Origin of the sequence: Pseudomonas paraglycinae (assembly GCF_021601625.1) — a bacterium.
Classification (GTDB): domain Bacteria; phylum Pseudomonadota; class Gammaproteobacteria; order Pseudomonadales; family Pseudomonadaceae; genus Aquipseudomonas; species Aquipseudomonas paraglycinae.
The window spans coordinates 135,132-159,736 of record NZ_BQHR01000004.1 but is presented as its reverse complement, the minus strand read 5'-3'; the positions used below and the strand labels follow the sequence as shown (position 1 = coordinate 159,736).

16 protein-coding genes are annotated in these 24,605 nt (G+C 62.1%); 11 read left to right on the top strand and 5 right to left on the bottom strand.

The window, feature by feature from the left end:
• From L6D82_RS07495 to L6D82_RS07470, 6 genes are all read left to right on the top strand, one after another.
• A complete protein-coding gene (locus L6D82_RS07495) occupies positions 1-1,362 on the top strand; it encodes a TolC family outer membrane protein (protein WP_085745720.1) in 1,362 nt (453 codons plus the stop codon).
• Between the two features lie 245 nt (positions 1,363-1,607).
• A complete protein-coding gene (eprS, locus tag L6D82_RS07490) occupies positions 1,608-4,559 on the top strand; it encodes an autotransporter serine peptidase EprS (RefSeq protein ID WP_236188577.1) in 2,952 nt (983 codons plus the stop codon).
• 164 nt (positions 4,560-4,723) lie between these two features.
• Positions 4,724-7,810 (top strand): autotransporter serine protease, encoded by a 3,087-nt coding sequence (locus L6D82_RS07485; protein ID WP_236188571.1) that lies wholly within the window; start codon positions 4,724-4,726, stop codon positions 7,808-7,810.
• A gap of 57 nt (positions 7,811-7,867) precedes the next feature.
• Positions 7,868-9,556, top strand: a complete 1,689-nt coding sequence (locus L6D82_RS07480; protein ID WP_129973758.1) for a polyurethane esterase — start codon at positions 7,868-7,870, stop codon at positions 9,554-9,556.
• Between the two features lie 100 nt (positions 9,557-9,656).
• Entirely contained in the window at positions 9,657-11,510 is a 1,854-nt protein-coding gene (locus tag L6D82_RS07475) for a polyurethane esterase (RefSeq protein WP_236188564.1), read from the top strand.
• A 239-nt stretch (positions 11,511-11,749) separates the two neighbouring features.
• Complete coding sequence (locus L6D82_RS07470) at positions 11,750-12,124, top strand: hypothetical protein (RefSeq protein ID WP_085745715.1); 375 nt, start codon at positions 11,750-11,752, stop codon at positions 12,122-12,124.
• 59 nt (positions 12,125-12,183) lie between these two features.
• Here the strand turns inward: L6D82_RS07470 and L6D82_RS07465 are convergent, their stop codons facing one another.
• The gene (locus L6D82_RS07465; RefSeq protein ID WP_007951417.1) at positions 12,184-12,408 is read right to left on the bottom strand and encodes a YgdI/YgdR family lipoprotein; all 225 of its coding nucleotides are present in this window, start codon (positions 12,406-12,408) and stop codon (positions 12,184-12,186) included.
• A 196-nt stretch (positions 12,409-12,604) separates the two neighbouring features.
• On the opposite strand from L6D82_RS07465, the gene L6D82_RS07460 reads away from it, so the two are divergent.
• The 5 genes from L6D82_RS07460 (at position 12,605) to L6D82_RS07440 (ending at position 20,258) form a co-directional block, all read left to right on the top strand.
• Positions 12,605-14,257: a VRR-NUC domain-containing protein gene (locus tag L6D82_RS07460; RefSeq protein ID WP_236188562.1), complete on the top strand. Its 1,653-nt coding sequence runs from the start codon at positions 12,605-12,607 to the stop codon at positions 14,255-14,257.
• Positions 14,254-16,539: an ATP-dependent DNA helicase gene (locus L6D82_RS07455; RefSeq protein WP_236188560.1), complete on the top strand. Its 2,286-nt coding sequence runs from the start codon at positions 14,254-14,256 to the stop codon at positions 16,537-16,539. Before L6D82_RS07460 ends, L6D82_RS07455 begins: the two co-directional genes overlap by 4 nt.
• Before the next feature lie 176 nt (positions 16,540-16,715).
• Complete coding sequence (locus tag L6D82_RS07450) at positions 16,716-17,468, top strand: zeta toxin family protein (RefSeq protein ID WP_309295555.1); 753 nt, start codon at positions 16,716-16,718, stop codon at positions 17,466-17,468.
• A 260-nt stretch (positions 17,469-17,728) separates the two neighbouring features.
• A complete protein-coding gene (locus L6D82_RS07445) occupies positions 17,729-19,648 on the top strand; it encodes a hybrid sensor histidine kinase/response regulator (RefSeq protein ID WP_236188558.1) in 1,920 nt (639 codons plus the stop codon).
• A gap of 73 nt (positions 19,649-19,721) precedes the next feature.
• Entirely contained in the window at positions 19,722-20,258 is a 537-nt protein-coding gene (locus L6D82_RS07440; RefSeq protein ID WP_102686181.1) for a hypothetical protein, read from the top strand.
• A 13-nt stretch (positions 20,259-20,271) separates the two neighbouring features.
• On the opposite strand, the gene L6D82_RS07435 is transcribed toward L6D82_RS07440, so the two are convergent.
• From L6D82_RS07435 to L6D82_RS07420, 4 genes are all read right to left on the bottom strand, one after another.
• Complete coding sequence (locus tag L6D82_RS07435; protein ID WP_102686180.1) at positions 20,272-21,633, bottom strand: cation:proton antiporter; 1,362 nt, start codon at positions 21,631-21,633, stop codon at positions 20,272-20,274.
• 45 nt (positions 21,634-21,678) lie between these two features.
• Positions 21,679-22,290, bottom strand: coding sequence for a Yip1 family protein (locus tag L6D82_RS07430; RefSeq protein ID WP_085610274.1), 612 nt, complete (start codon positions 22,288-22,290; stop codon positions 21,679-21,681).
• A gap of 90 nt (positions 22,291-22,380) precedes the next feature.
• Complete coding sequence (locus tag L6D82_RS07425) at positions 22,381-23,238, bottom strand: glucose 1-dehydrogenase (RefSeq protein WP_102686179.1); 858 nt, start codon at positions 23,236-23,238, stop codon at positions 22,381-22,383.
• Positions 23,239-23,333: 95 nt separating this feature from the next.
• Complete coding sequence (locus L6D82_RS07420) at positions 23,334-24,482, bottom strand: MalY/PatB family protein (RefSeq protein WP_236188556.1); 1,149 nt, start codon at positions 24,480-24,482, stop codon at positions 23,334-23,336.
• Between the last annotated feature and the right edge of the window lie 123 nt (positions 24,483-24,605).

Sequence of the window (24,605 nt, the reverse complement as noted above, 5' to 3'; positions counted from 1 at the left end):
ATGTTCGGCTGTATGAATAAGCTTTCCATGCTGGCGGCAGCGTTCGCGCTGCTCGCGGGCAACAGTGCAATGGCGGCCATGGGGCCGTTCGAGATCTACGAACAGGCGTTGCGCAATGACCCGGTGTTCCTCGGCGCGATCAAGGAACGCGACGCCGGCCTTGAAAACCGCGCCATCGGCCGCGCCGGCCTGTTGCCGAAACTGGGTTACAACTACAACAAGGGCCGCAACTCGTCGAAAGCCACGTCCCTCGACGAACGCGCACGCAATCGCACCGATGACCGCAACTACAGCAGCTACGGCTCGAGCCTGACCCTGCAACAACCGCTGCTCGACTACGAAGCCTACGCGGCGTATCGCAAAGGCGTGGCCCAGTCGCTGTTTGCCGACGAAAACTTTCGCGGCAAGAGCCAGGAACTGCTGGTTCGCGTACTGGACAACTACACCAAGGCTTTGTTTGCCCAGGATCAGATCGACATCGCGCAGGCCAAGAAGAAGGCGTACGAGCAACAGTTCCAGCAGAACGAGCACATGTTCAAGCAGGGCGAGGGCACTCGCACCGACATCCTCGAAGCCGAGTCGCGTTACGAACTGGCGACCGCCGAGGAAATCGAGGCCCGCGACGAGCAGGACGCCGCGCTACGGGAGTTGGGCGCATTGGTAGGCGTGCCGGCGATGGACATCAGTGATCTGGCACCGCTGGATCAGAATTTCCAGACATTCGCCTTGATGCCGGCCAACTACGACACCTGGCACGAACTGGCAGTCAGCAACAACCCGAACCTCGCGTCCCAGCGTCAGGCGGTGGAAGTGGCGCGGTACGAAGTCGAGCGCAACCGCGCCGGGCACCTGCCGAAAGTCAGCGCTTACGCCACGATGCGCCAAAACGAATCGGAAAGCGGCAACACCTACAACCAGCGTTACGAAACCAACACCATCGGTTTCGAAGTCAGCGTGCCGTTGTATGCCGGCGGCGGCGTGTCGGCCTCGACCCGCCAGGCCAGCCGCACCATGGAACAGGCCGAATACGAACTGGACGGCAAGACCCGTGAGACGCTGATCGAATTGCGTCGCCAGTTCAGTGCGTGCCTGTCCGGGGTCAACAAGCTGCGCGCCTATCAAAAGGCCCTGGCCTCGGCCGAAGCGCTGGTCGTGTCGACCAAGCAAAGCATTCTCGGTGGCGAGCGAACCAACCTCGACGCACTGAACGCCGAACAACAACTATTTACCACCCGCCGTGATTTGGCCCAGGCACGCTATGACTACCTCATGGCCTGGACGAAGTTGCATTACTACGCGGGCACCTTGAGCGAACAGGATCTGGCGCGGGTGGATGAGGCGTTTGGGGTGGCTCGACGTTGATGTGCATGGCTTCAGACCGGCCCTCACCCTCTCCCGGAGGGAGAGGGGACTGATCGGGGGATATTTTGGAGGTACACCGACCTGATCGGGCGTCACCGAATCCAGCATCGACCCGGTTTTTCAGGTCGATGTATGACGCAAGACACCTCGATCAGCTCCCTCTCCTTGGGGAGAGGGCTGGGGTGAGGGGAATGGGCAACACCGCAGAATCAACCTGCATAAAACAATAAAAGTGAGTGGTGAACATGGACGTACGCATCAAGCCGGTTTCGGTCGGCACCCTGCTGCTTGTGATTTCTTCGACCCAGGCTCAGGCGCAGTACCTGGAATCCGGACAACCCGGCGATCCGGCCAGTTGGCGCAGCGCCGAGTTCCTGCGTGACTGGGGCCTGGACCGGATGCAGGCCGATCAGGCCTACGCCACCGGCATCACTGGCAAGGGCGTGAAAATCGGCGCGCTGGACTCCGGTTTCGACGCCGCCCATCCCGAGTTCGCCCGTGACCGCTATCACCCGGTACTGGCCAGCGGCAGCTATATCGACGGCTCGCTGTTCAACGTCAACGGCACCCTCAACCCGAACAACGACTCCCACGGCACCCACGTGGTCGGCACCATGGGCGCATCCCGTGACGGCAGCGGCATGCATGGCGTGGCGTACAACGCGCAAATCTACGTCGGCAACACCAACAAGAACGACAGTTTCCTGTTCGGCCCCAACCCGGACCCGCGCTACTTCAAAGCGGTGTACGACGCCCTGGCCGATGCCGGTGTGCGTGCGATCAACAACAGCTGGGGCAGCCAGCCGCCGGATGTCAGCTATCGAACCCTCGCGGATCTGCACGCCGCTTACGCCCAGCACTGGAACAAAGGCACTTGGCTAGACGCAGCGGCGGACGTTTCCCGTCGTGGCGTGATCAACGTGTTCAGCGCCGGCAACAGCGGTTACCCGAATGCCAGCGTGCGCTCGGCGCTGCCGTACTTTCAGCCCGATCTGGAAGGCCACTGGCTGGCAGTCTCCGGACTCGATCAAAGCAATCAGCAAAAGTACAACCAGTGCGGAATCGCCAAGTACTGGTGCATCACCACGCCGGGGGCGAAGATCGACAGCACCATTCCCGACGGCGGTTATGCGATCAAGTCCGGCACCTCGATGGCCGCGCCACACGCCACCGGCGCACTGGCGCTGGTGATGGAGCGGTATCCGTACATGAACAACCAGCAGGCTCTCGAAGTGCTGCTGACCACGGCTACGCAACTCGATGGCTCGGTGACCGACGCGCCCACCGAGCGAGTCGGCTGGGGCGTAGCCAACCTGTACCGGGCGATGCGCGGTCCGGGGCAATTGCTCGGAGCGTTCGACGCCCATCTGGCAGCCGGGCAGAGCGATGTCTGGAGCAATGACATCAGCGACAAGGCGCTGATCCAGCGCCAGAGCGAAGACCTCGCCGAACACAGCGCCTGGCAGCAAACCCTGCAAAACAAAGGCTGGCAGAACGGCGTGCCGGCCGGCGCCAGTCAACAGGATCAGACCGATTACGCCGTGGGCATGGCTCGCGATGCAGCGGCGGCCAGTCGGGTGTATCAGGGCAGTCTGATCAAGTCCGGCGACGGGCGACTGGTTCTGACCGGTAACAACAGCTATCGCGGGCCGACCACGGTCAATGGCGGCCTGCTGACGGTGAACGGTTCGCTGACTTCGGCCGTGACCGTCAACGACGGCGGCACCCTCGGCGGATCCGGGCGGATCGGCGCGTTGACCGCCAACAGCGGCGGCCGGGTAGCACCGGGCAATTCGATCGGTACGTTGAACGTCGCCGGTGACGTGACCTTCGCGCCTGGTTCGACCTACGCCGTGGAGTTATCTCCCACCAGCAGCGACCGCATCGTTGCCGGCGGCACTGCGTCCATCAACGGCGCCACCGTGAGCCTGTCGCTGGAAAACAGTACGACGCTGCTCAGCACCACCGAGGCCAGAAGCCTGCTCGGCCGGCAGTACGACATTCTGCAAGCGGCGGGTGGCATTCAGGGTCGGTTCGGTGCGGTGCTGCCGGATTACCTGTTCATCGGTGGCAGCCTGGCCTACAGCGACAACGGCATCGGCTTGAATGTCGAGCGCAACGCAACATCGTTCGCCAGCGTCGGCCAGACACCGAATCAACGCTCCGTGGCCACTGCCGTCGAAGGACTGGGCGCGGGCAATTCCGTTTACGAAAGTCTGCTGTTGTCGGCCACCACCAGTGATGCGCAACAAGCGTTCCAGCAGTTGAGCGGTGAAATCTATCCGGCCCTCGGCTCCGTGCTGATCAACGACAGCCGCCAACTGCGCGACGCCATCGGTTTACGCCTGCACGACGCCCAAGCCACGCAAAGCAATGGCTGGATCAAGGCCCTCGGCGCCTGGAGCAGCACCGATTCGCGCCACGACACCGCCGGTTACAGCACCTCAATCGGTGGATTGCTGGCCGGTGTCGACGGAGCGCTGGACGAGCAGACCCGCATCGGTCTGGTCACCGGTTACAGCGACAGCTCGCTGAGCATGGGCTCGGGCACGCATTCCTCAGCCAAAGTCGACAGCTATCACCTCGGCGCCTACGCCGGTCACGACATCGGCGCCTGGCGCCTGAGCACCGGCGCGGCCTACAGCTGGCATCGCGCCGATGTGAAACGCGACTTGCAGTACGGCAACGTCAGCGCCAGGCAAAAAGCCAAGGTCGATGCCGCCACCACTCAGGTATTCGGCGAAGCGGCTTATCGACTGAACCTGCAACCGCTGGCCCTGGAGCCGTTCGCCAATCTGGCCTACGTGCACCTCGACACCGACGGCTTCACCGAGAAGGGCGACGCCGCCGCGCTGAAAAGCGGCGGCGACCAGCGCGACGCGGTGTTGAGCACCCTCGGCGTGCGGGCGATCAAGACCTTCGACCTGCCGTCCGCGCAGAAGCTGCAAGTGAGCGGACACCTGGGCTGGCAGCACAGCCTGACCGACATCGACTCCGAACAGCATTTGCGTTTTGCCAGCGGCAGCGCGCCGTACACGGTCGAAAGCTCGCCACTGGTGCGCGACGCCGCACTGGTCGGCGTGCAGGCCAGCCTGGCACTGACCCGCGACGTGCGGGTGAACCTCGATTACACCGGACAACTGGCCAGCCGCGAGAAGCAGCATGGCGTGGGCCTGAGCCTGAACTGGCATTTCTAGACACACGGATGATCGTTCCCACGCTCTGCGTGGGAATGCCTCTAGGGACGCTCCGCGTCCGGTGACGCGGAGCGTCACGGGCTGCGTTCCCACGCGGGAGCGTGGGAACGATCACGGGGCTGAACACACGGATTTTTCGCAACATCACTAAGGAAGGTCGCTGGATGAAAAACAACAACACCCCCGCGCAATCGGGTGGATGCTTTCGCCTGAAAACTCTCAACGTCGCCTTGCTCTGCGCGCTGGCAACCTGGGGTAGCGCACACGCGGCGCCCTACGTGGAAAGCGGCCGGGCAGGGGATCCGGGCAGTTGGCGCAGTGCCGAGTTCAAGGCCGACTGGGGCCTGGGCGCCATCGGCGCGGATTACGCCTACGCCGCCGGTTACACCGGTAAAGGCGTGAAACTGGGAATTTTCGACCAACCGGTCTACGCCGCGCACCCGGAGTTTTCCGGCAGCAACAAGGTCATCACCCTGGTGACCTCGGGGATCCGCGAATACACCGACCCGTACATCCCGGTCAAAGCGGGGGACGCGTTCCGCTATGACGGTTCGCCCTCGGTCGGTTCCGACGGCAAACTCGGCGCCCACGGCACCCACGTTGGCGGTATCGCTGCCGGCAGCCGTGACGGCGGGCCGATGCACGGCGTGGCGTTCGGCGCGCAGATCATCAGCGCCGACAACGGCGACCCGGGCCCGGAAGACGGCATCGTGCGCGGCAACGACGGCGCGGTGTACAAGGCCGGCTGGGATGCGCTGATCGCCAGCGGCGCGCGGATCATCAACAACAGCTGGGGCATCGGCATCACCGACCGTTTCGACCTCGGCGGCCGTGACCCGGCGTACCCGCACTTCACCGTCAACGACGCGCAACTGCAGTTCAACGAGATCCGCACACTGCTGGGCACCAAACCCGGCGGCGCCTACGACGGTGCAATCGCCGCCGCACGCAGCGGGATCGTGACGATCTTCGCGGCGGGCAACGACTACAACCTGAACAACCCGGACGCCATCGCCGGCCTCGGTTACTTCGTGCCGGACATCGCGCCGAACTGGATCACCGTCGCCGCATTGCAAAGGAACCCGGATCAGGCCAGCGCCAATCCGTACATCATGAGTACGTTCTCTTCGCGCTGCGGCTACACCGCCAGTTTCTGCGTCTCGGCACCGGGCACGCAGATCTACAGCTCGATCATCGAAGGCACCAACGCCGACAACCTGACCACCGGCTACAAGAACTACAACGGCACCTCGATGGCCGCGCCCCACGTGGCCGGCTCCATGGCGGTGCTGATGGAGCGCTTCCCGTACATGTCCGGCGATCAGGTCGCCAGCGTGTTGCGCACCACGGCCACCGACCTCGGCGCACCGGGCATCGACGCCCTGTATGGCTGGGGCATGATCAACCTGCGCAAGGGCATCGACGGCCCGGCGATGTTCGTCACCGAGCAGGACATCCCCGAAGAATTCCGCATCCAGGGCGCCTACGGTTCCGGCCAGTTCGTGGCCGATCTGCCAGGCATCGGCGCGATTATCGATGCGGGCAAACCCACCGAACGCGTATGCAACGACATCACCTGCGGGCTCGACACCTGGCGCAACAACATCTCCGGCCATGGTGGTCTGACCAAACAAGGCATCGGCACTCTGGTGCTGACCGGCAACAACACCTACAGCGGCCCGACCCTGGTCAATCAGGGCCGACTGGCAATCAATGGCTCGCTGCAATCGGCGGTGACGGTCAATGACGGCGGCATCCTCGGTGGTAACGGCCGGATCGCCGCGCTGACCGCCAACAGCGGCGGTACCGTGGCGCCGGGCAATTCCATCGGCACCTTGAACGTGGCGGGTGACGTGACCTTCGCACCGGGTTCGACCTATGCGGTGGAAGTGTCGCCGACCAGCAGCGACCGGATCGTCGCCGGTGGCACCGCCATAATTGAGGGCGCCACCGTCAGTCTGTCCCTGGAAAACAGCCCGACGCTGTTGACCACCGAAGACGTGAAATCGCTGCTCGGCAGTCAGTTCAACATCCTGCAGGCAGCAGGCGGGATTCAGGGGCGCTTTGGTCAGGTGCTGCCTAACTATGCGTTCCTCGGCGGCACCCTCGATTACTCATCAGGTGGCGTGCAACTGGAGGTTGGACGTAACGGCGCCTCGTTCGCCAGTGTCGGCCTGACCCCGAACCAGCGCGCAGTCGGTGCTGCCACCGAACGGCTCGGCGCCGGCAATGCGTTGTTCGAAACCCTGTTGCTGTCGCCGTCGGCGGCCGCTGCGCAGGATGCCTTCCAGCAGTTGTCCGGCGAGATTCACCCGGCCATCGGCACGCTGCTGATCAACGACAGTCGCTACCTGCGCGATGCCGTGGGCGAGCGTCTGCGTGAGCGCGATCTGTTCGATGCCGGTGCGCCGACCGATGACCGCAGCAACGCCTGGCTCAAAGTGCTGGGCGCCTGGGGCAAGAGCGATGGCGGGTCGAAATACGCCGATTCCACCAGTTCCATCGGCGGCCTGCTGGCCGGTGTCGACGGTTTGATCGCTGAAGATACTCGTCTCGGTTTCGTTACTGGTTATAGCGACAGCTCGTTGAGCATGGGCGAGGGTACGCATTCGTCCGCCTCGGTCGATAGCTATCACCTGGGCGCGTACCTGGGGCATCAGATTGATGCGTTGCGTCTGACCGCCGGTGCGGCTTACAGCTGGCATCGCATCGACGTCAAACGCGACCTGCAATTCGCTGGCGTCAGCGGCAAACAGAAAACCAAGCGCGATGCGACCACCGCGCAATTGTTCACCGAAGCGGCCTACGACCTGGGTCTGCAACCGATGAATCTGGAGCCGTTCGCCAATCTGGCCTACGTGCACCTCAACAGCGACAGCTTCACCGAGAAGGGTGATGCCGCCGCACTGAAGGGTGGTGAAGACAACCGCGATGTGGTGTTGTCGACCCTCGGTGTGCGGGCCAAGCGCACGTTTGCCCTGTCGGAGAAACACCAGCTGGAACTGGGCGCAAGCCTGGGCTGGCAGCACAATCTGAGCAGCGTGGATTCCGACAGTCACTTGGCCTTCGTCAATGGCAACAGTGCGTTCACCGTGCAAAGTGTGTCGATGGATCGAGATGCAGCGGTAGTCGGCGTGCGCGCCGGGCTGGCGCTCAATCACGATGTCCGGGTCAACCTGGACTATAACGGGCTGATCGGCTCCAACGAAAAGGACCACGGTGTGGGCCTGACGCTGGACTGGCAGTTCTAAGGGGTAGCGGCAGTTCTTTCGAGAACTGCCGTTTTTGAAAGGAAGAGAGAGCACAACATGGGATTGTTCGATTACAAAAACGCCGACGGCAAAGCGCTGTACAGCGACGCCATCGCCCTGACGCTGTATGCCTACACGCCGACCGGGCAGGCCTTGCCCGGCACTGGCTGGAAGCCGATCGGCGCCACGGCGCTGGGCTATCAGGGCAAAGTCGGGGCGCAGGGTACGTTCTTCGGTGAGAAGGATGGTTTCACCAGCGCCGAAGCCGAAGTGCTCGGCAAGTACGACGCCGCGGGCAAGCTGATCGGCATCGGCGTGGCCTTCCGGGGCACCGGCGGGCTGGGTTACAGCGACACCTTCGGCGACATGAAAAACAACCTGCTGGCTGCCATTGGCCCGTCGGACTACGCCACTCAGTACGCGAAAAACGCCTTCGACAACCTGCTCAAATCGGTGGCCGCGTTCGCTGTCGCCCACGGCATTGCGGCCAAGGACGTACTTGTCAGCGGCCACAGCCTCGGCGGTCTCGGGGTCAACAGCGTGGCGGAGTTGAGCGCGAGCAATTGGGGCGGATTCTTCAAGGACGCCAACTACATTTCGTTCGCCTCGCCGACCCAGAGCAGCACCGGCACCAACGTGCTGAACATCGGTTACGAGAACGACCCGGTGTTCCGCGTGCTCGACGGCACCACGTTCAGTACCGCGTCGATGGGCAAGCACGACAAGCCGCACGATTCGACCACCGACAACATCGTCAACTTCAACGACAACTACGCGTCCACCGCGCAGAACCTGGTGCCGTTCAGCATCGCCAATCCGCTGAACTGGTCGGCCCACAGCTCGCTGGGGTATGCCGACGGCCTGAATCGGGTGATCGCGTCGAAGTTCTACGGCCTGACTCACAAGGACTCGACGATCATCGTCTCCAACCTTGAGCAAGCGTCGCGGGGCAAGACCTGGGTCGAGGATCTGGGCCGCAGCGGCGAGCCGCACACCGGCAGCACCTTCATCATCGGCACCGACAGCGGTGACTGGCTCAAGGGCGGGGCGGGCAACGACTTCCTCGAAGGTCTGGGCGGCGATGACCGTTTCCGTGACGACGGCGGCTTCAACATCCTGCTTGGTGGCCAGGGCCACAACACTTTCGAACTGCAAAAACCGTTGCAGAACTTCAGCTTCGCCAACGACGGCGACGGCACCCTGTACGTGCGTGACGCCTACGGCGGCATCAGCATGACCCGTGACATCGGCGCGCTGGTAAGCAAAGAGTCGGGTTCGTGGTGGGGCAGCAAGGAAATCACCTGGACCGTCACCGCCAAAGGCCTGGCCAACGGTGCCGAACTGACCCAGTACAACCATTCGCTCAGCGGCGGCGCCATGGGCGACACCCTCAAAGCCACCGCTGACGGCGACTGGCTATTCGGCCTGGGCGGCAACGATCACCTGCAAAGCGACAAGGCCCACGTGACCTTCGTCGGCGGCGCCGGCAACGACGTGATGAGCGCGGTGGGTGGCAACAACACCTTCCTGTTCAGCGGCGCCTTCGGCTTCGACGCGATCAATGGCTACCAGGGCAGCGACAAACTGGTGTTCATGGGCGTCGAAGGCGCGGGGCAGGGCTACGACTACAAGCAACACGCGTCGCAGTCCGGAAGCGATACCGTGCTGAAGATTGGCGACTTTGCCGTGACGCTGGTCGGGGTCGGTGTGGCTAACCTGTCGGATTCGAGTTTCGTCTTCGCCTGACAAACGAACGTTGTACTGAAATGCTCCGGGGCGCCTCGGGAGGGGCGTTCTGGTTGTGAGCTATCTCTGAACAATTCCAACAAAAAGAGAGGCAACAGCAATGGGTGTGTATGACTACAAGAACTTCGGTACGGCGGAATCCAAGGCGCTGTTCAGCGACGCCATGGCCATTACGCTGTATTCCTACCACAACCTCGATAACGGCTTTGCCGTCGGTTATCAGCACAACGGCTTCGGCCTCGGCTTGCCGGCCACGCTGGTGACCGCTCTGATCGGCGGCACGGATTCCCAAGGCGTGATCCCCGGCATTCCGTGGAACCCCGATTCGGAAAAAGCCGCGCTCGATGCGGTGAAAAAAGCCGGCTGGACCCCGATCACTGCCTCGCAGCTGGGTTACGAGGGCAAGACCGATGCCCGCGGCACCTTCTTCGGCGAAAAAGCCGGCTACACCAGCGCTCAGGTGGAAATCCTCGGCAAATACGACGCTCAGGGCCATCTGACGGAAATCGGCATCGCCTTTCGCGGCACCAGCGGCCCACGGGAAATCCTCATCGGCGATTCCATCGGTGACGTGATCAACGACTTGCTCGCTGCATTCGGGCCCAAGGATTACGCCAAGAACTATGTCGGCGAAGCCTTCGGCAACCTGATGAACGATGTGGTGGCGTTCGCCAAGGCCAACGGCCTGACCGGCAAGGACGTGCTGGTCAGCGGCCACAGCCTCGGCGGGCTGGCGGTCAACAGCATGGCGGACCTGAGCACCAGCAAATGGGGCGGGTTCTTCCAGGACTCCAACTACATCGCCTACGCCTCGCCGACCCAGAGCAGCACCGACAAGGTGCTCAACGTCGGCTACGAAAACGATCCGGTGTTCCGCGCGCTCGACGGCTCGACCTTCACCGGCGCCTCGCTCGCCGTGCACGACGCGCCCAAGGAGTCGGCGACCGACAACATCGTCAGCTTCAACGACCACTACGCTTCGGCGGCGTGGAACGTGCTGCCGTTCTCGATCGTCAACATTCCGACCTGGATCTCGCACCTGCCGACCGCTTATGGCGATGGCATGAACCGGGTGATCGAATCGAAGTTCTACGACCTGACCAGCAAGGACTCGACGATCATCGTCGCCAACCTGTCGGATCCGGCGCGGGCCAACACCTGGGTGCAGGACCTGAACCGCAACGCCGAAACCCACAAGGGCAGCACCTTCATCATCGGCAGCGACGCCAACGACCTGATCCAGGGCGGCAGCGGCAACGATTATCTGGAAGGCCGCGCCGGCAACGACACGTTCCGCGACGGCGGGGGCTACAACATCCTGCTGGGTGGCTCGGGCAACAACACCCTGGAGTTGCAGAAGTCGGTCAATACCTTCGACTTCGCCAACGACGGCGCCGGCAACCTGTACATCCGCGATGCCAACGGCGGGATCAGCATCACCCGCGACATCGGCAGCATCGTCACCAAGGAGCCAGGTTTCCTCTGGGGCCTGTTCAAGGACGACGTCACCCACACCGTCACGGCGACCGGACTGAAGGTCGGCAACAACGTCACCCAGTACGAGTCGAGCGTGAAGGGCACCGGCGCCGCCGACACCCTCAAGGCCAAGGCCAGCGGTGACTGGCTGCTCGGCCTGGACGGCAACGACCATCTGATCGGCGGGACGGGCAACGACGTATTCGTCGGCGGCGCCGGCAATGATCTGATGGAGTCGGGTGGCGGGGCGGATACCTTCCTGTTCAGCGGCGCGTTCGGCCAGGACCGCGTGGTGGGTTACACCGCCAACGACAAACTGCTGTTCCTCGGCGTGCAGGGCGTGTTGCCGGGCGACGACTTCCGCGCCCATGCCACGGCGGTGGGGCAGGATACGGTGCTGAAGTTCGGCGCGGATTCGGTCACGCTGGTCGGGGTTGCGTTGAACAGTCTGAGTGGCGACGGGATCGTGATTGCCTGACGTTAGTGGCGCCCGCAAGGGCGCCTTCGCGAGCACGTCGAACATCGCTCCCACTCTTGACCGAGTACCGGCCTTTTGTGGGAGCGAGCCTGCTCGCGATTGAACGATAACGCGGTATTGAAAGTGACTCACCAGCCACTCCCTGACTCCAATCCCTGCACCAACAGGAAATGCGGCCTAAAGCCATGACGGCAACGTTCGTCATGTAAGGGTCGCCAACGAGTACAGGAGATTCACACGTGAAAGGTTTCAAGAGGTTTATCGGTATCGCGGGACTGGCGCTGCTGTCGGCCAATGCCTGGGCCGATCTGCCTCACAGCTCGATTCTGAGCCGCTATGGCGTCACCACCGATCAACTGCCTAAACCGGCCGACAGTGATGACGTCAAACCCGTCGAAGAGAAAAGCCGCTTTCATATCCAGCCCGAACAACCGTTCGTGACCGTTCGCATCGGCGAAGACCATGAGCCGGAAATGACCGGCAACCTGAGCATCGACCGCATGGCGCAGCAGGAACGTCAGCGCTGCCAGCGCTTGCAGGAAGAAATGGTCCGGCGCGGCGAGCGCGCGTTGAACTGCGACGGTTCCCTCCCGGGCATGGCATTACCCCGCTGATCAATGCAAAAAAGGCTGCGCTCCACCAGGAACGCAGCCTTTTTTTGATGGGGGAACCGTCAGTCTTCCTTGCGCACCGTGGCCACTTCGTCGGCACGCACGCGGATCTTGGCGCCGGAAATATCCTTGAACTCGTAGAAACCGTCCTCGTTTTTGGTATCGGGCATGTCCTCGGTCAGGTACTGGGTGCCGTTCTGCAGGGTGACCACCGTCGGGGTCGAGCAACCGGCCAGCGTCAGCAGGGCCGCAACAGCCAACGGGATCCCGAGAGTCTTGATTTTCATAAGCAGCATTCCTGTTCATTTCGACCATTGTCGGCCTCTAACGCGGTTGGTGCCATTACGCCGGAGAAAGTTCGATGGCCACCTGAAAAAATTCCGCAATGAAGGTGCCACTGATCTTTTTCCGTTTGCGCCCGCCGGGGCAGGCTGGTATCTGTACGCATAACCAGTACTCGCTTGCCATGGCCCCGAAATCACCGTGACTGCCAATTCCCTCGAAGATCCGTTCTATTACCTCAACAACTTCCGCCAGGTGCTTGATTGGCTTGAGCTTCGTTACGCCGATGTCATGAGCGAAGCGGAGCACGGCTTCATCCGCGACTTCAAGGCACTGCCGCGCGGATCCCAGGGGTTGCTGGTGCGGATGGTGATGCGCAAGGGCGTGCATTTTCGCGCCGGCAAGCTGAATTATCCGGAAATCGGCGACATCGCCGAGGCGGCGCAACCACTGCTGGAGCAGGGCTGGCTCGATGAACAGGCGCCGCTGTCGATGGCGGATCTGTTCGAGGTGCTGCTCAAGGCCGAGATCCTGCAAGCCTTTGGCCCGGCCATCGATCAGCCCCGGGGCAAGAAAGTCGACTGGCTGCCGCTGCTGCACGAACAATTCCCCGAGCCCCGCATTTTCCGGCAATGGTGCCCAACGCTGGCGGATCGGCTGTTCAGCCTGACGCTGATGGACCTGTGCGACCGTTTTCGCCTGATGTTCTTCGGCAACCTCTATCAGGACTGGTCGGAGTTCGTGCTCGCCGACCTCGGCATCTTCACCTACGAAAAAGTTGAGTTCAGCGCCGATTCCCGGGGTTTGCGCAGCCGTGCCGACGTCGATGCCTGCCTGTTTCTGCACGACTGCCAGCTGTATTTCGAAGCCGGCGAGCCGTTGGAGCCGATCGTCGAACAGGTCGCGGCGCTGCATTTCGACAACCCGTGGCTGCAACGCCGGCGCGGCAAGCTGTTGTTCCAGATCGGCCAATACTGCGAGCGCCTCGGCGAATTCGCCCTGGCCCTTAAGATCTATCGCGACTGCGCCTATCCCGGCGCACGATTGCGGATGATCCGCGTGCTGGAGCGCAGCGCCGAGTATGCGTTGGCTCTGGAACTGGCGGTCATTGCCGAGCAGGCGCCGGAAACCGCCACCGAACAGCAGGGCTTGCAACGGATATTGCCGCGCCTGCGGCGCAAGCTCGGCGGGCCACCGATCAAACGCACGGCGCCCGGCCTAGTGGAGCGGCTCGATCTGCACCTGCCGCGTATCGATCCGGCATTGTCGGTGGAATATCACGTTCAGGCGCACCTGCACGAAGAAACGGGCCCGGTGCATTACGTGGAAAACAGCCTGATCAATTCATTGTTCGGCCTGCTGTGCTGGCCGGCGATCTTCGCGCCGCTGCCGGGCGCGTTCTTTCACCCGTTCCAGCGCGGGCCGGTGGATCTCCTCAATGAAGACTTCCAGCCCCGACGCGCCGAGCTGTTTCAGGCCTGTCTGGCCCAACTCGACGATGGCCGCTATGCCGACACCATCCGCGCGCGGTTCGCCGCCAAATGGGGCGTGCAGTCGCCGTTCGTGTTCTGGGGCGCGCTCAATGAAGATTTGCTGGAGCAGGCGCTGGCCTGTCTGCCGGCCGAACACCTCAAGCACTGGTTCAGCCGTCTGCTGCTGGACATCAAGGCCAATCGCGCCGGCATGCCCGATCTGATCCAGTTCTGGCCACAGCACAAGACCTACCGGATGATCGAAGTCAAAGGCCCGGGCGATCGCTTGCAGGACAACCAATTGCGCTGGCTGGAGTTCTGCAACACGCACCGGATGCCGGTCGCCGTGTGTTACGTGCAATGGGCGGAGCAGGGCGCTTGAGCTACAGCATCGCGGTGCGGGCGTTATGCGAATTCACCGCGAAAACCGGTGACCTCGACCTGCGCTTCACCCCGTCACCGACCGCGCTGGAGGGGATTGCCGGGCATCGCACCGTGGCGTCCCGGCGCAATGACGCCTACCAGAGCGAAGTGGCGCTGGAGGGCGCATTCGGGCCATTGAAGGTCAATGGCCGGGCGGACGGCTACGACCCGACGCAGAACTGCCTGGAAGAAGTCAAAACCTACCGCGGCGATTTGAGCAAGCAACCGGCCAATCACCGTTCGCTGCATTGGGCCCAGGCGAAAATCTACGGCTGGTTGATGTGCTGTCGATTGCAACTTGAGCAGATCAATCTGGCGCTGGTGTACTTCGACATCGTCACGGAAAAGGAAACCTGTCTGGTCGAAGCGTTCAGCGCCGATGCGCTGCGGCAGTTCTTCGAACAACAATGCGGTCTTTTCCTGGCGTGGGCCGAACAGGAAATGGCCCACCGCGACGCGCGCAACCGGGCGGCGCAGCAGCTGGGTTTCCCCCATGCCGCGTTTCGCCCCGGCCAGCGTCACCTCGCCGAATCGGTGTTCAAGGCCGTCAGCACCGGCCGCTGCCTGATGGCCCAGGCCCCGACCGGGATCGGCAAGACCCTCGGCACCCTGTTTCCGATGCTCAAGGCGTTGGCGCCGCAGCAACTGGACAAGGTCTACTTCCTCACCGCCAAGACGCCCGGACGCAAACTGGCGCTGGATGCGGCGCAAGTGCTGTTCGATCACAGCGAAACCTTGCCGCTGCGGGTGTTGGAAATGGTCGCCCGGGACAAGGCCTGCGAACACCCGGACAAGGCTTGCCACGGCGAATCCTGCCCGTTGGCACAGGGCTTTTACGACCGCTTGCCCGCTGCCCGCGAAGCCGCCAGCCAACTACGTCTGCTGGATCAGGCCGCGCTGCGAGACGTCGCGGCGCAGCACGCAGTGTGTCCGTACTACCTGAGCCAGGAAATGGCCCGCTGGGCCGACGTGGTGGTGGCGGACTACAACTATTACTTCGATTTCAGCGCACTGCTGTTCGGTCTGGCTCAGTTCAATCAATGGAACGTTGCAGTGCTGGTGGACGAGTCGCATAACCTGGTCGAGCGCGGACGGCAGATGTACAGCGCCACTCTCGATCAGGCGACGCTGGGCAGCGTGCGCAAAATCGCCCCTGAGGCCTTGAAAAAATCGTTGCAGCGGGTCAACCGCGAATGGAACGCCCTGCACAATGACCAGTTGGCACCGTATCAGGCCTACGACAGGGCGCCGGAAAAACTCTTGCAGGCGCTCTCATCCTGCACGGCGAGCATCGGCGACTACCTCAACGATCACCCGCAAGGGCTCGACAGCGCCTTGCAGAATTTCTATTTCGAAATGCTGCAATTCGGCCGGGTAGCAGAATTGTTCGACGCGCATTACCTGTTCGACATCAGCAAGCGCGACCTCGAGCGCAAACGCCCGCTATCGCAACTGTGTCTGCGCAACGTGGTGCCGGCGGCGTTCATCGGCCCGCGCCTGACGGCGGCGCGCAGCAGCGTGCTGTTTTCCGCAACCCTCAGCCCGCGCCACTATTACGCGGATTTGCTTGGCACCCCTGTCGACACGGTCTGGATCGATGTCGAGTCACCGTTCAGCGCCGAACAATTGCAGGTGCAGATCGTCAGCCGGATTTCCACGCGTTTCACGCACCGGCAAGCGTCGCTGGAACCGATTGTCGAGCTGATCGCCCGCCAGTTCAGCGAACGCCCGGGCAACTATCTGGCGTTCTTCAGCAGTTTCGATTACCTGCAACAGGTCGCGCAGCTGCTGGCCGAGCGGCACCCGCACATCACCCGCTGGCAGCAATCCCGGGGCATGACCGAAGGCGCGCGGCAGGACTTTCTCGATCAATTCACCGCCCACAGCCAGGGCGTCGGTTTTGCCGTGCTCGGCGGCGCGTTCGGTGAAGGTATCGATCTGCCCGGCGCACGGCTGATCGGTGCATTCATCGCCACCCTCGGGCTGGCCCAGCTCAACCCGGTCAATGAACAGATGAAGCGGCGCATGGCCGCGATCTTCGGCGCCGGTTACGACTACACCTACCTGTTCCCCGGCGTGCAGAAAGTGGTGCAGGCCGCCGGACGGGTGATCCGCACCCAGCAGGATCGCGGCGTGGTGATGCTGATCGATGACCGCTTTGCCGAAAGCCGGATCCGCCAATTGCTGCCGCGCTGGTGGTCGCTGGAGGGGAGTGAATGCGCAGGAAACCTGTCGGGTTGACGTACGTTTCGGGGAATTTGAACAGGGTGATTTCCATCGTTAACTGTAGGATTAATTCCCATACAAAACAGTGACATACGTTGTAAATATCTTGTCTTTGATGAAGTCCGAAAACCGGTCTTTAGTCAAAGGACCGGCCACCGGTATCCCTCAAGACGAGATAAGGAAATCACTGCATGTCTGTCGCCGCTGCCTACCACTACACCTACACGCCAGAGCAGGTCACTGCCGCTTTCGACACCCTCAGCCCAACGCTGTTTTCCGCAGTAACGGCCGAGACCACACCCCGGATGCTGGTCACTGCCGGCGTGCAAAGTTCGGGCAAAACCTACCTGCTGGAAAAAAGCCTGCTGCCTTCCGGTCGCTATCAAAACCATGTTCGCCTCTACCTTCCCCAGTATCGGGAGAGGCATCCGCAATATGAGGAAATGATCAAAATCGGCGTATTGCATGCCTACGAACACACAGAGACTTTCGTCCGCGATCTGTGCCAGAAGATTTTCGCAAGAGCCTTCAGGGAAAAACTCAACATCATTCTGGAGTGCGCATTCGACACCATCGAATTTGCCGCCTTGCCTGAATACGCCGCCAGCGCCGGCTATCAGCTGGAGGTGCACGTGGTCGCCTGCAACTATCCCTTTGCCTTTATTTCCGGTGTCCAACGTGTTTTCAAAAGCCTCGAAAAGGGCGAGCTTGAGCGTTTCGTCAAACCGTCGGCGCTGAAATCCAGCCTGGGTAATGCTTGCGGTGCTGTACACACTGGAGGCGGCGGCCAGAAAAATCAGCGGCTCGCAGATTTTCCTGTACGAGCGCGGGCTGGGTGCCTTGCAGGATCGGATCCTGCGCGCGCACAGCACATACACCCTGGACACCCAGCACAAGCTTTCCATTACCTCGACATCCACGCCTTACAGTTACGAGGCCTATGAGCGCATTTTCAGCAAATCGGTCAATGGCGAAAACGAGCGTAATGAAATGGTCAGGGAGTGCCACCTGGCCTTGTCCAAGGCAACGCAATACGCGACGCAGGTACCGGATTTCCTCTTCAATGCGCTTTACGCAAGGATCATCAGATATGTCCAGCGATGAGCTGCTGCCCCTTGCCTGGCCCGGTATGCTTTTGCGGCTTTCCAAACCGCCGGTTTGACGCATACTCCAGTCATTGAAAACCTGCTTTGAGCCAAGCCTGATGAGCGAGAACAAGAAGTCCGCTGCAATCGAAGACATGCGCTTTCGTTTGCTGATCGATGCGGTCGTCGATTATGCGATCTACATGATCGACCCCGAGGGGATCATTACCAGCTGGAACTCCGGCGCCAAGCGCTTCAAGGGATATGAAGAGGCGGAGATCCTCGGCGAACACTTTTCCCGGTTCTACACCGATGAAGACCGTGCCAACGGTTTGCCGCAGCGGGCACTCGACACGGCGATCCGCGAAGGCCGGTTCGAGGGTGAAGGCTGGCGGGTACGCAAGGACGGCACGCATTTCTGGTGCCACGTGGTGATCGATCCGATTTTCAGCCCGGGCGGGCAACTGCTCGGGTTTGCCAAGATCACCCGCGACCTGACCGACCGCAAAATGGCCGAAGAAACCCTCAAGCAGAGCGAACAGCAGTTTCGCCTGCTGGTGCAGGGCGTCACCGACTATGCGATCTACATGCTCAGCCCCGAAGGCCGGGTGACCAACTGGAATCCCGGCGCGCAGCGGATCAAGGGTTACAAGCCGGATGAGGTCATCGGCAAGCATTTCTCGATGTTCTACACCCCGGAAGACCGTGACGCCGGTGAACCCCAGCGCGCCCTGGAAACTGCGGTGCGCGAGGGCCGTTTCGAGAACAAGAGCTGGCGCCTGCGCAAGGACGGCACGCGGTTTCTGGCCCATGTGGTGGTCGATGCGATTCGCGGCGACACCGGCACTTTGCTCGGTTTTGCCAAGATTACCCGCGACGTCACCGAGGCTACCCAGGCGCAACAGGCCCTGGAAAAAAACCGTGAAGCGCTGTTCCAGGCGCAGAAAGTGCAGGCTATCGGCCAACTCAGCGGCGGTATCGCCCACGACTTCAACAATCTGCTGACGGTGATCCTCGGCAACCTGGAAATCGTGCGCAAACGCCTGGGCGATGACCCGAAAGTCAGCCGTCTGCTGGAGAACGCCACCCAGGGCGCCTTGCGCGGCGTGTCGCTGACCCAGCGCATGCTGGCTTTTGCCCGGCGTCAGGAGCTCAAGACCGAACCGATCGAAATCCCGAAACTGGTGCAGGGCATCACCGGGCTGTTGCGCAGTTCACTGGGGCCGGGGATCCGCATCGAAACGCAGTTTCCCGAAGACCTGCAAGCGGTGCTGGCCGACAGCAACCAACTCGAACTGGCGGTGCTCAATCTGGCGACCAATGCCCGTGATGCCATGCCCGAAGGAGGCAACGTCACGATCAGTGCCGAGCCCGAAGTGGTGCTCGAACAGAACGACACAAGCCTGGCAGCTGGGCGCTACGTGTGCCTGAGGGTCACCGATACCGGTGAAGGCATGGACGCCGCCACCCTGGCGTCGGCGAGCGATCCGTTTTTCACCACCAAGGGCTTGGGCAAGGGCACCGGTCTGGGATTGTCGATGGTCCAGGGTTTCATCGAACAACTGGGTGGCCGCTTCATTCTGAAAAGTACAAAGGGGCAGGGCACCACCGCTGAACTGTGGTTGCCGGTGGCCGTCGACGGTGTTGTCGCCAAACCGCTTGGTCCGATGGTGTCCACCGATACGGTGCCGCGCCTCAGCGTGCTGGTGGTGGACGACGACAGTCTGGTGCGCACCAGCACGGTCCTGCTGCTGGAAGACCTCGGCCACCGGGTGGTCAGCGCCGCCTCCGGTGCACAGGCGCTGGAGCTGTTCGATCAGGGCGAGGTCATCGACCTGATGATCACCGACATGGCCATGCCGCAGATGAGCGGCGCGCAACTGGCTCACGCCGTGCGCCTGCTCAAGCCGGATCTGCCGATCATCCTCGCGACCGGTTATGCCGAGCGCCTCGAAGGTTTTGCAGCAGGGCTGCCGCGGCTGTCGAAACCGTTCAATCAACTGAATCTGGTGGAGATCATTGCCCAGTCGATAAAGTGAACCGGAGGCACAATCGGGCTGAACTTGTCCGAGACGTGGCGCCTCAAAACGCTTTGTTTCGGAGCGTTCCATCGTGCCACGCATATTGACCCAACCGACCGCCGAAGAGACCCTCAACGAACATAACGCCAAAATGTTCGGTTCACCCAAGGAACGGCTGGATTTCTACCGGCGGGAAATCCAGTACGAAACCAGCATCCTGGCCAACCGCACCGATGCGTACCTGGCCGCGCAATCGTTTCTGGTGATTGCCTTCGCGTCCTGCATGGCCAACCTCAACCCCGAGTGGGGCAAGTTGTTCACCCTGGTGGTGCCACCGTTCCTGGCCTTGCTCGGCCTGCTCAGTTCGCTCAATGCCTGGCCGGGGATTCGTGCCGCCTACGACATCATCGATCATTGGCATTTCAAGCAGAGTGAATTGCTGCGCAGCGAACCCCTGATGGGTCTGGCTTATGACGAATCGCCGCTGTTCAGCGAAATGGAGTCGAGCCACAAGGGGTATCGCAAGTCACTGCTGTTTTCCATTCGTACGCCGTGGATCTTTGCAACATTCTGGATGTTGCTCGGCACTTATGCCTTCTACATTCAGGTGACCAACCCGGGAGGCTGAAACACCACCGCGTTCAACGGCCATCTCGTTTAGGATTGACCGGTTTTTTACGCCGCTCGTAGCGGGCAAGAATCGGCTGGGTGCTGATGCCGTGCAGCAGAATGCTCAGCGCCACCACCGACAGGGTCAGGTCGGTACACAGCGTGCCCACGCTGTCGCCCAGCCCATGGTTCAGCGCATAGAAGAGGTAGAACAGACTGCCGATGCCACGAATGCCGAACCAGCCGATCAATAACCGTTGGCGCCCAGCCAATAACGATCCCCACGGCATCAAAGCCACGCAGGCAGGGCGAATGAAACAGAACAGCACGCCGCCGACCAGCAGCGCCCGCCAGTCCCAGTGACTGACCAGCACCACGCCCAGCAGGGTAACCAGAAACACTTCCATCGCCCGCTCGACCAGACCGCCGAAGGCGAGCATGTCGCCCATCATGATGCCGGCGGCCACCTGGCTGTCTTCCAGCCGCTCGGTATCGCCGTGCACCGCCTGCTGCGGCTCGACATTCTGATGACCGACAACCGGTTGCACCATGTGTTCGGCGGGTGGTTGATGGGCGCCGGTGGATTTGACTTCCTCCTGTCGCAAGCCGAGGCCGGCGGCGAATACCGACAGAAAACCGTAGCCACCGATGGATTCAGCCACCACGTAGGCCAGCGCAATCAACGCCAGGGCCAGATAGTCATTCGGGCTCAGAGTGCTGTCATCGTTGCGGATGCGCAGCGAGAGGGTCAGACGACCGATGCCACGGCCCATCCAGTAGCCACAAAGCAACCCGGCCGGAACCGCCCACACAAGGCTGCGCAGTACCCAGTCGGGCCACTCGGCGGCAAACCCTTCACCGTTCAGCAGCAACAGCCCGAGGATCACGAAGGGGAATGCAACGCCGTCGTTGAGCCCGGCCTCGCCGGACAGGCCGAAGCGCACGCTGTCGACGTCCCGCGCATCGTTGACCTGTACCAGCGCTGCGAGCACCGGGTCGGTCGGAGCCAGAATCGCGCCGATCAACAGCGAAGGGCCCCAATTCAGATCCAGGCCAAAATGCAGCAACAGACAGACGCCGATGATCGTCAGCACCATCACCGGACCCGCCAGACCGAATGCAATCCGCCAACGTCTGTCGCGCAATGGCAAACGCAACTTCAAACCGCAGACGAACAGGGAAAACAGCACCGCGACTTCAGTCAGGTGCTCCATCCACAAAGAGGCTTCGTCCAGCGGCAGTTTCAGCAGATCGAGCCCTGCCGGCCCGATGCCCACACCCAGCAGCAGGCAAACAGCCGAGGTCGTTACCGGCATCCAGCGCAGGTACGACGATGTCAGCGCCAGGGTCAGCAGCACGGCACCGAGCACCGCCACCCAGATGATGAAGCTCATGACGCGCGGCCCGTAAGGTCAGTTCGATGCCGCCCCATAACCGGCCTAACCCGCAGTCGTGCGCAGGTATTCCGGCGTCAGCACGTTAAACCAGAGCAGAATCATCGACACCAACAACGTCACCAGCACCAGCAGCGCGACACCCCAGACGCTGGCCGAATACAGCAAACCCTGTTCCTTGCGCTCGTGCATGAAAGTCGGCAGGCCAACGAACAGCAGAAACGTCGAATAGATCGACGCCGCGCCAAGTACCAGCACCGCCAGCCAGCGGCTGGGATACAGGCCGGCGAGCCCGGCGATGAAAAACGGGGTGACGGTGTATGCCGCGAAACCGATGCACTGGTTGAGCGTCGGCCGCGCATCGAAGGTGCGCGACATCCAGCGAATGAATCCGCCAATGATCGCCACGCCGACCACGATGGTGATATAGAGCAGGACACTCAGCTGCAACGCGCTGGCACTGCTGAGCCTGACGGTTTCACCCACCGCCAGGCTCCAGCCGACATAGGTGGTGCCGATGAACAGACACACCGCCGGGACGAGGGCGAGCAACAGCAGGTGAGCAAGGTAATGACGCGGGTGGGCCTCTTCTTCGCGGCGGATGTCAGTCCAGGCAAAGTTCGGCTGGGTGAAGAGTTTGATAATAGGCGCAGACATGACGACCTCCTGATCTCTTGCAACCCGAACGGGCCATGAAGGTATGGAGAGGTCGCCTTGTCCAGCGGTTCACTTTTTCTGGCAAGTGGTTCAGAGCATCGGTTTGCCGCCGGTCACGCCATAGCGCTGGCCCGTGATGTAGCTGGCTTCATCAGACGCCAGCAGCACATAGATCGGCGCGACCTCCACCGGCTGGCCGGGGCGGCCGAGTGGCGTTTGCCCGCCAAAGTTCTGCACTTCCTCATCCGGCATGGTCGAGACGATCAGCGGCGTCCAGATCGGCCCCGGTGCCACGCAATTCACGCGGATTTCCCTCGGGCCGAGCATTTGCGCCAGACCACCGGTGAAATTGGCGATGGCGCCTTTGGTGGTGGCGTAGGCGAGCAGGGTGGGCTTGGGCATGTCCGAGTTGATCGAACTGGTGTTGATGATGGAGGAGCCAGGTCCCATGTGTTTGATGGCAGCCTGGCACAGACGGAAGATCGCGGTGATGTTGACGTCGAAGGTCATCACCCATTCGTCGTCGGGAATCTCCTCGAAGGTTTCGTGGGTCATCTGGAAAGCCGCGTTGTTGACCAGCACGTCGATGCGGCCGAAGCGCTCGACGGTTTGATCCACCAACGCCTGGCACTGGGCTTTCTGCGCAATGTCACCGGGCAGCAACAGGCACTGGCGACCGGCCTGTTCGACCCAGCGCGCGGTTTCCTTGGCATCTTCATGTTCATTCAAATAGGCGACCGCCACATCGGCACCTTCGCGGGCGAAGGCAATGGCCACCGCACGGCCGATGCCACTGTCGGCACCGGTGATCAGGGCGATCTTGCCGGCCAACCGGCCGGAGCCGGTGTAGCTTTGCTCGCCGCAATCGGGGTAGGGCTCCATCTTGCGCTGGGAGCCGGGAACCGGCTGCGCCTGTTTCGGGAACGGGGGTTTTGGATAGTCGGTCATCGTCAATCTCCGGGTCTCAGGACAGGTAGGCCGGTTGACCCGGCCCGTCTGCGGTGAGTTCGATCGGATTGACGCTCGGGTTTGCCCTGACTTGATTACCGGGACTCGAGGGCTCGCTCCATCCGCGCAATGCCTTCTTCGAGCATCGAACGCGGGCAACCGAAGTTCAGGCGCACGAACTGCTGGCTGTGGTCGCCAAAATCCAGGCCCGGGCTGAGGCCGACCCGGGCGTGTTCCAGGAAGAACTTCTGCGGATCGTCCAGATCCAGCGCCGAGCAATCGAGCCAGGCCAGATACGTGCCTTGCGGCACATTGATGGTCACGCCGGGCAAACGGCTGCGCACGGCGTCCACCAGCCAGTCACGGTTGGCTTGCAGATACTGCTTCAGCGCCTCTAGCCACGGACCGGCTTCGCTGTAGGCCACGCGGGTGGCTTCCATGCCCAGCGGGTTGACGCTGTCGACCATGCCGCAACGGGCGTGGTTGACGCGTTCGCGCAGGGCGGCGTCCTGGATGATCATGAACGAGGTCTTGAGGCCGGCGATGTTGTAGGCCTTGCTCGCCGACATCAGGGTGATGGTGCGGCGGGCGATTTCCGGGCTCAGGGACGCGGTCGGAATGTGGACGCGACCGTCGTAGCACAGCTCGGCGTGGATCTCGTCGGAGATGATCCAGGCGTCCTGCGCCACGCAGATGTCCGCTACCGCTTGCAGTTCTTCACGGCCGAAGACTTTGCCGATCGGGTTGTGAGGGTTGCTCAGCAGCAGGGCGCCGCCACCTTTGAGGGATTCACGCAGTGCGTCCAGCGGGGTGGCGTAGGTGCCGTCGGCCTGGGCGTTGAATTCCAGCTCGACCTTGTTCAGGCCCCAATGGCCAGGTGCATGGCGCAGCGGCGGGTAATTCGGAGTTTGCACCACAACGTTCTGCTGCGGTTGCACCAGCGCCTTGAGCGCCATGTTGAAACCCGACTCCACGCCCGGCAGGAAGATCAGCTCCTGCGGTTTTACCCGCCAGGCGAACTTGTTCCAGAGGTCGGCAACGATGGCCTCGCGCAGATTGTCCTGGGCCACGCTGTAGCCGACCAGCGGGTGCAGGAGGCGTTGTTGCAGCGCCTCGATGACCACCGGCGGCGCGGCGAAATCCATGTCAGCGACCCACATCGGCAACACGTCGGCCGGATAGCGGCTCCACTTGGTGCTGCCGGTGTCGTGGCGGTCGAATACCTGATCAAAATCGAAAGTCATGCGCGGTCTCTGAGGCGGAGATGGGTCGTGCCGGCGATGATAAACCCCCATCCCCTGTGGGCGCGAACTTGTGACCGATGAATGGCCGACGGTCGGTTTTCACACAAGCGGCGGGAGCTTTGT

Bases quoted from the DNA above. Each gene is read 5' to 3' on its own strand.
- L6D82_RS07435 (WP_102686180.1), bottom strand. From the start codon at position 21,633: ATGAGCTTCATCATCTGGGTGGCGGTGCTCGGTGCCGTGCTGCTGACC.
- L6D82_RS07430 (WP_085610274.1), bottom strand. From the start codon at position 22,290: ATGTCTGCGCCTATTATCAAACTCTTCACCCAGCCGAACTTTGCCTGG.
- L6D82_RS07485 (WP_236188571.1), top strand. From the start codon at position 4,724: ATGAAAAACAACAACACCCCCGCGCAATCGGGTGGATGCTTTCGCCTG.
- L6D82_RS07420 (WP_236188556.1), bottom strand. From the start codon at position 24,482: ATGACTTTCGATTTTGATCAGGTATTCGACCGCCACGACACCGGCAGC.
- L6D82_RS07465 (WP_007951417.1), bottom strand. From the start codon at position 12,408: ATGAAAATCAAGACTCTCGGGATCCCGTTGGCTGTTGCGGCCCTGCTG.
- eprS (WP_236188577.1), top strand. From the start codon at position 1,608: ATGGACGTACGCATCAAGCCGGTTTCGGTCGGCACCCTGCTGCTTGTG.
- L6D82_RS07445 (WP_236188558.1), top strand. From the start codon at position 17,729: ATGAGCGAGAACAAGAAGTCCGCTGCAATCGAAGACATGCGCTTTCGT.
- L6D82_RS07425 (WP_102686179.1), bottom strand. From the start codon at position 23,238: ATGACCGACTATCCAAAACCCCCGTTCCCGAAACAGGCGCAGCCGGTT.
- L6D82_RS07480 (WP_129973758.1), top strand. From the start codon at position 7,868: ATGGGATTGTTCGATTACAAAAACGCCGACGGCAAAGCGCTGTACAGC.
- L6D82_RS07450 (WP_309295555.1), top strand. From the start codon at position 16,716: ATGTCTGTCGCCGCTGCCTACCACTACACCTACACGCCAGAGCAGGTC.
- L6D82_RS07495 (WP_085745720.1), top strand. From the start codon at position 1: ATGTTCGGCTGTATGAATAAGCTTTCCATGCTGGCGGCAGCGTTCGCG.
- L6D82_RS07475 (WP_236188564.1), top strand. From the start codon at position 9,657: ATGGGTGTGTATGACTACAAGAACTTCGGTACGGCGGAATCCAAGGCG.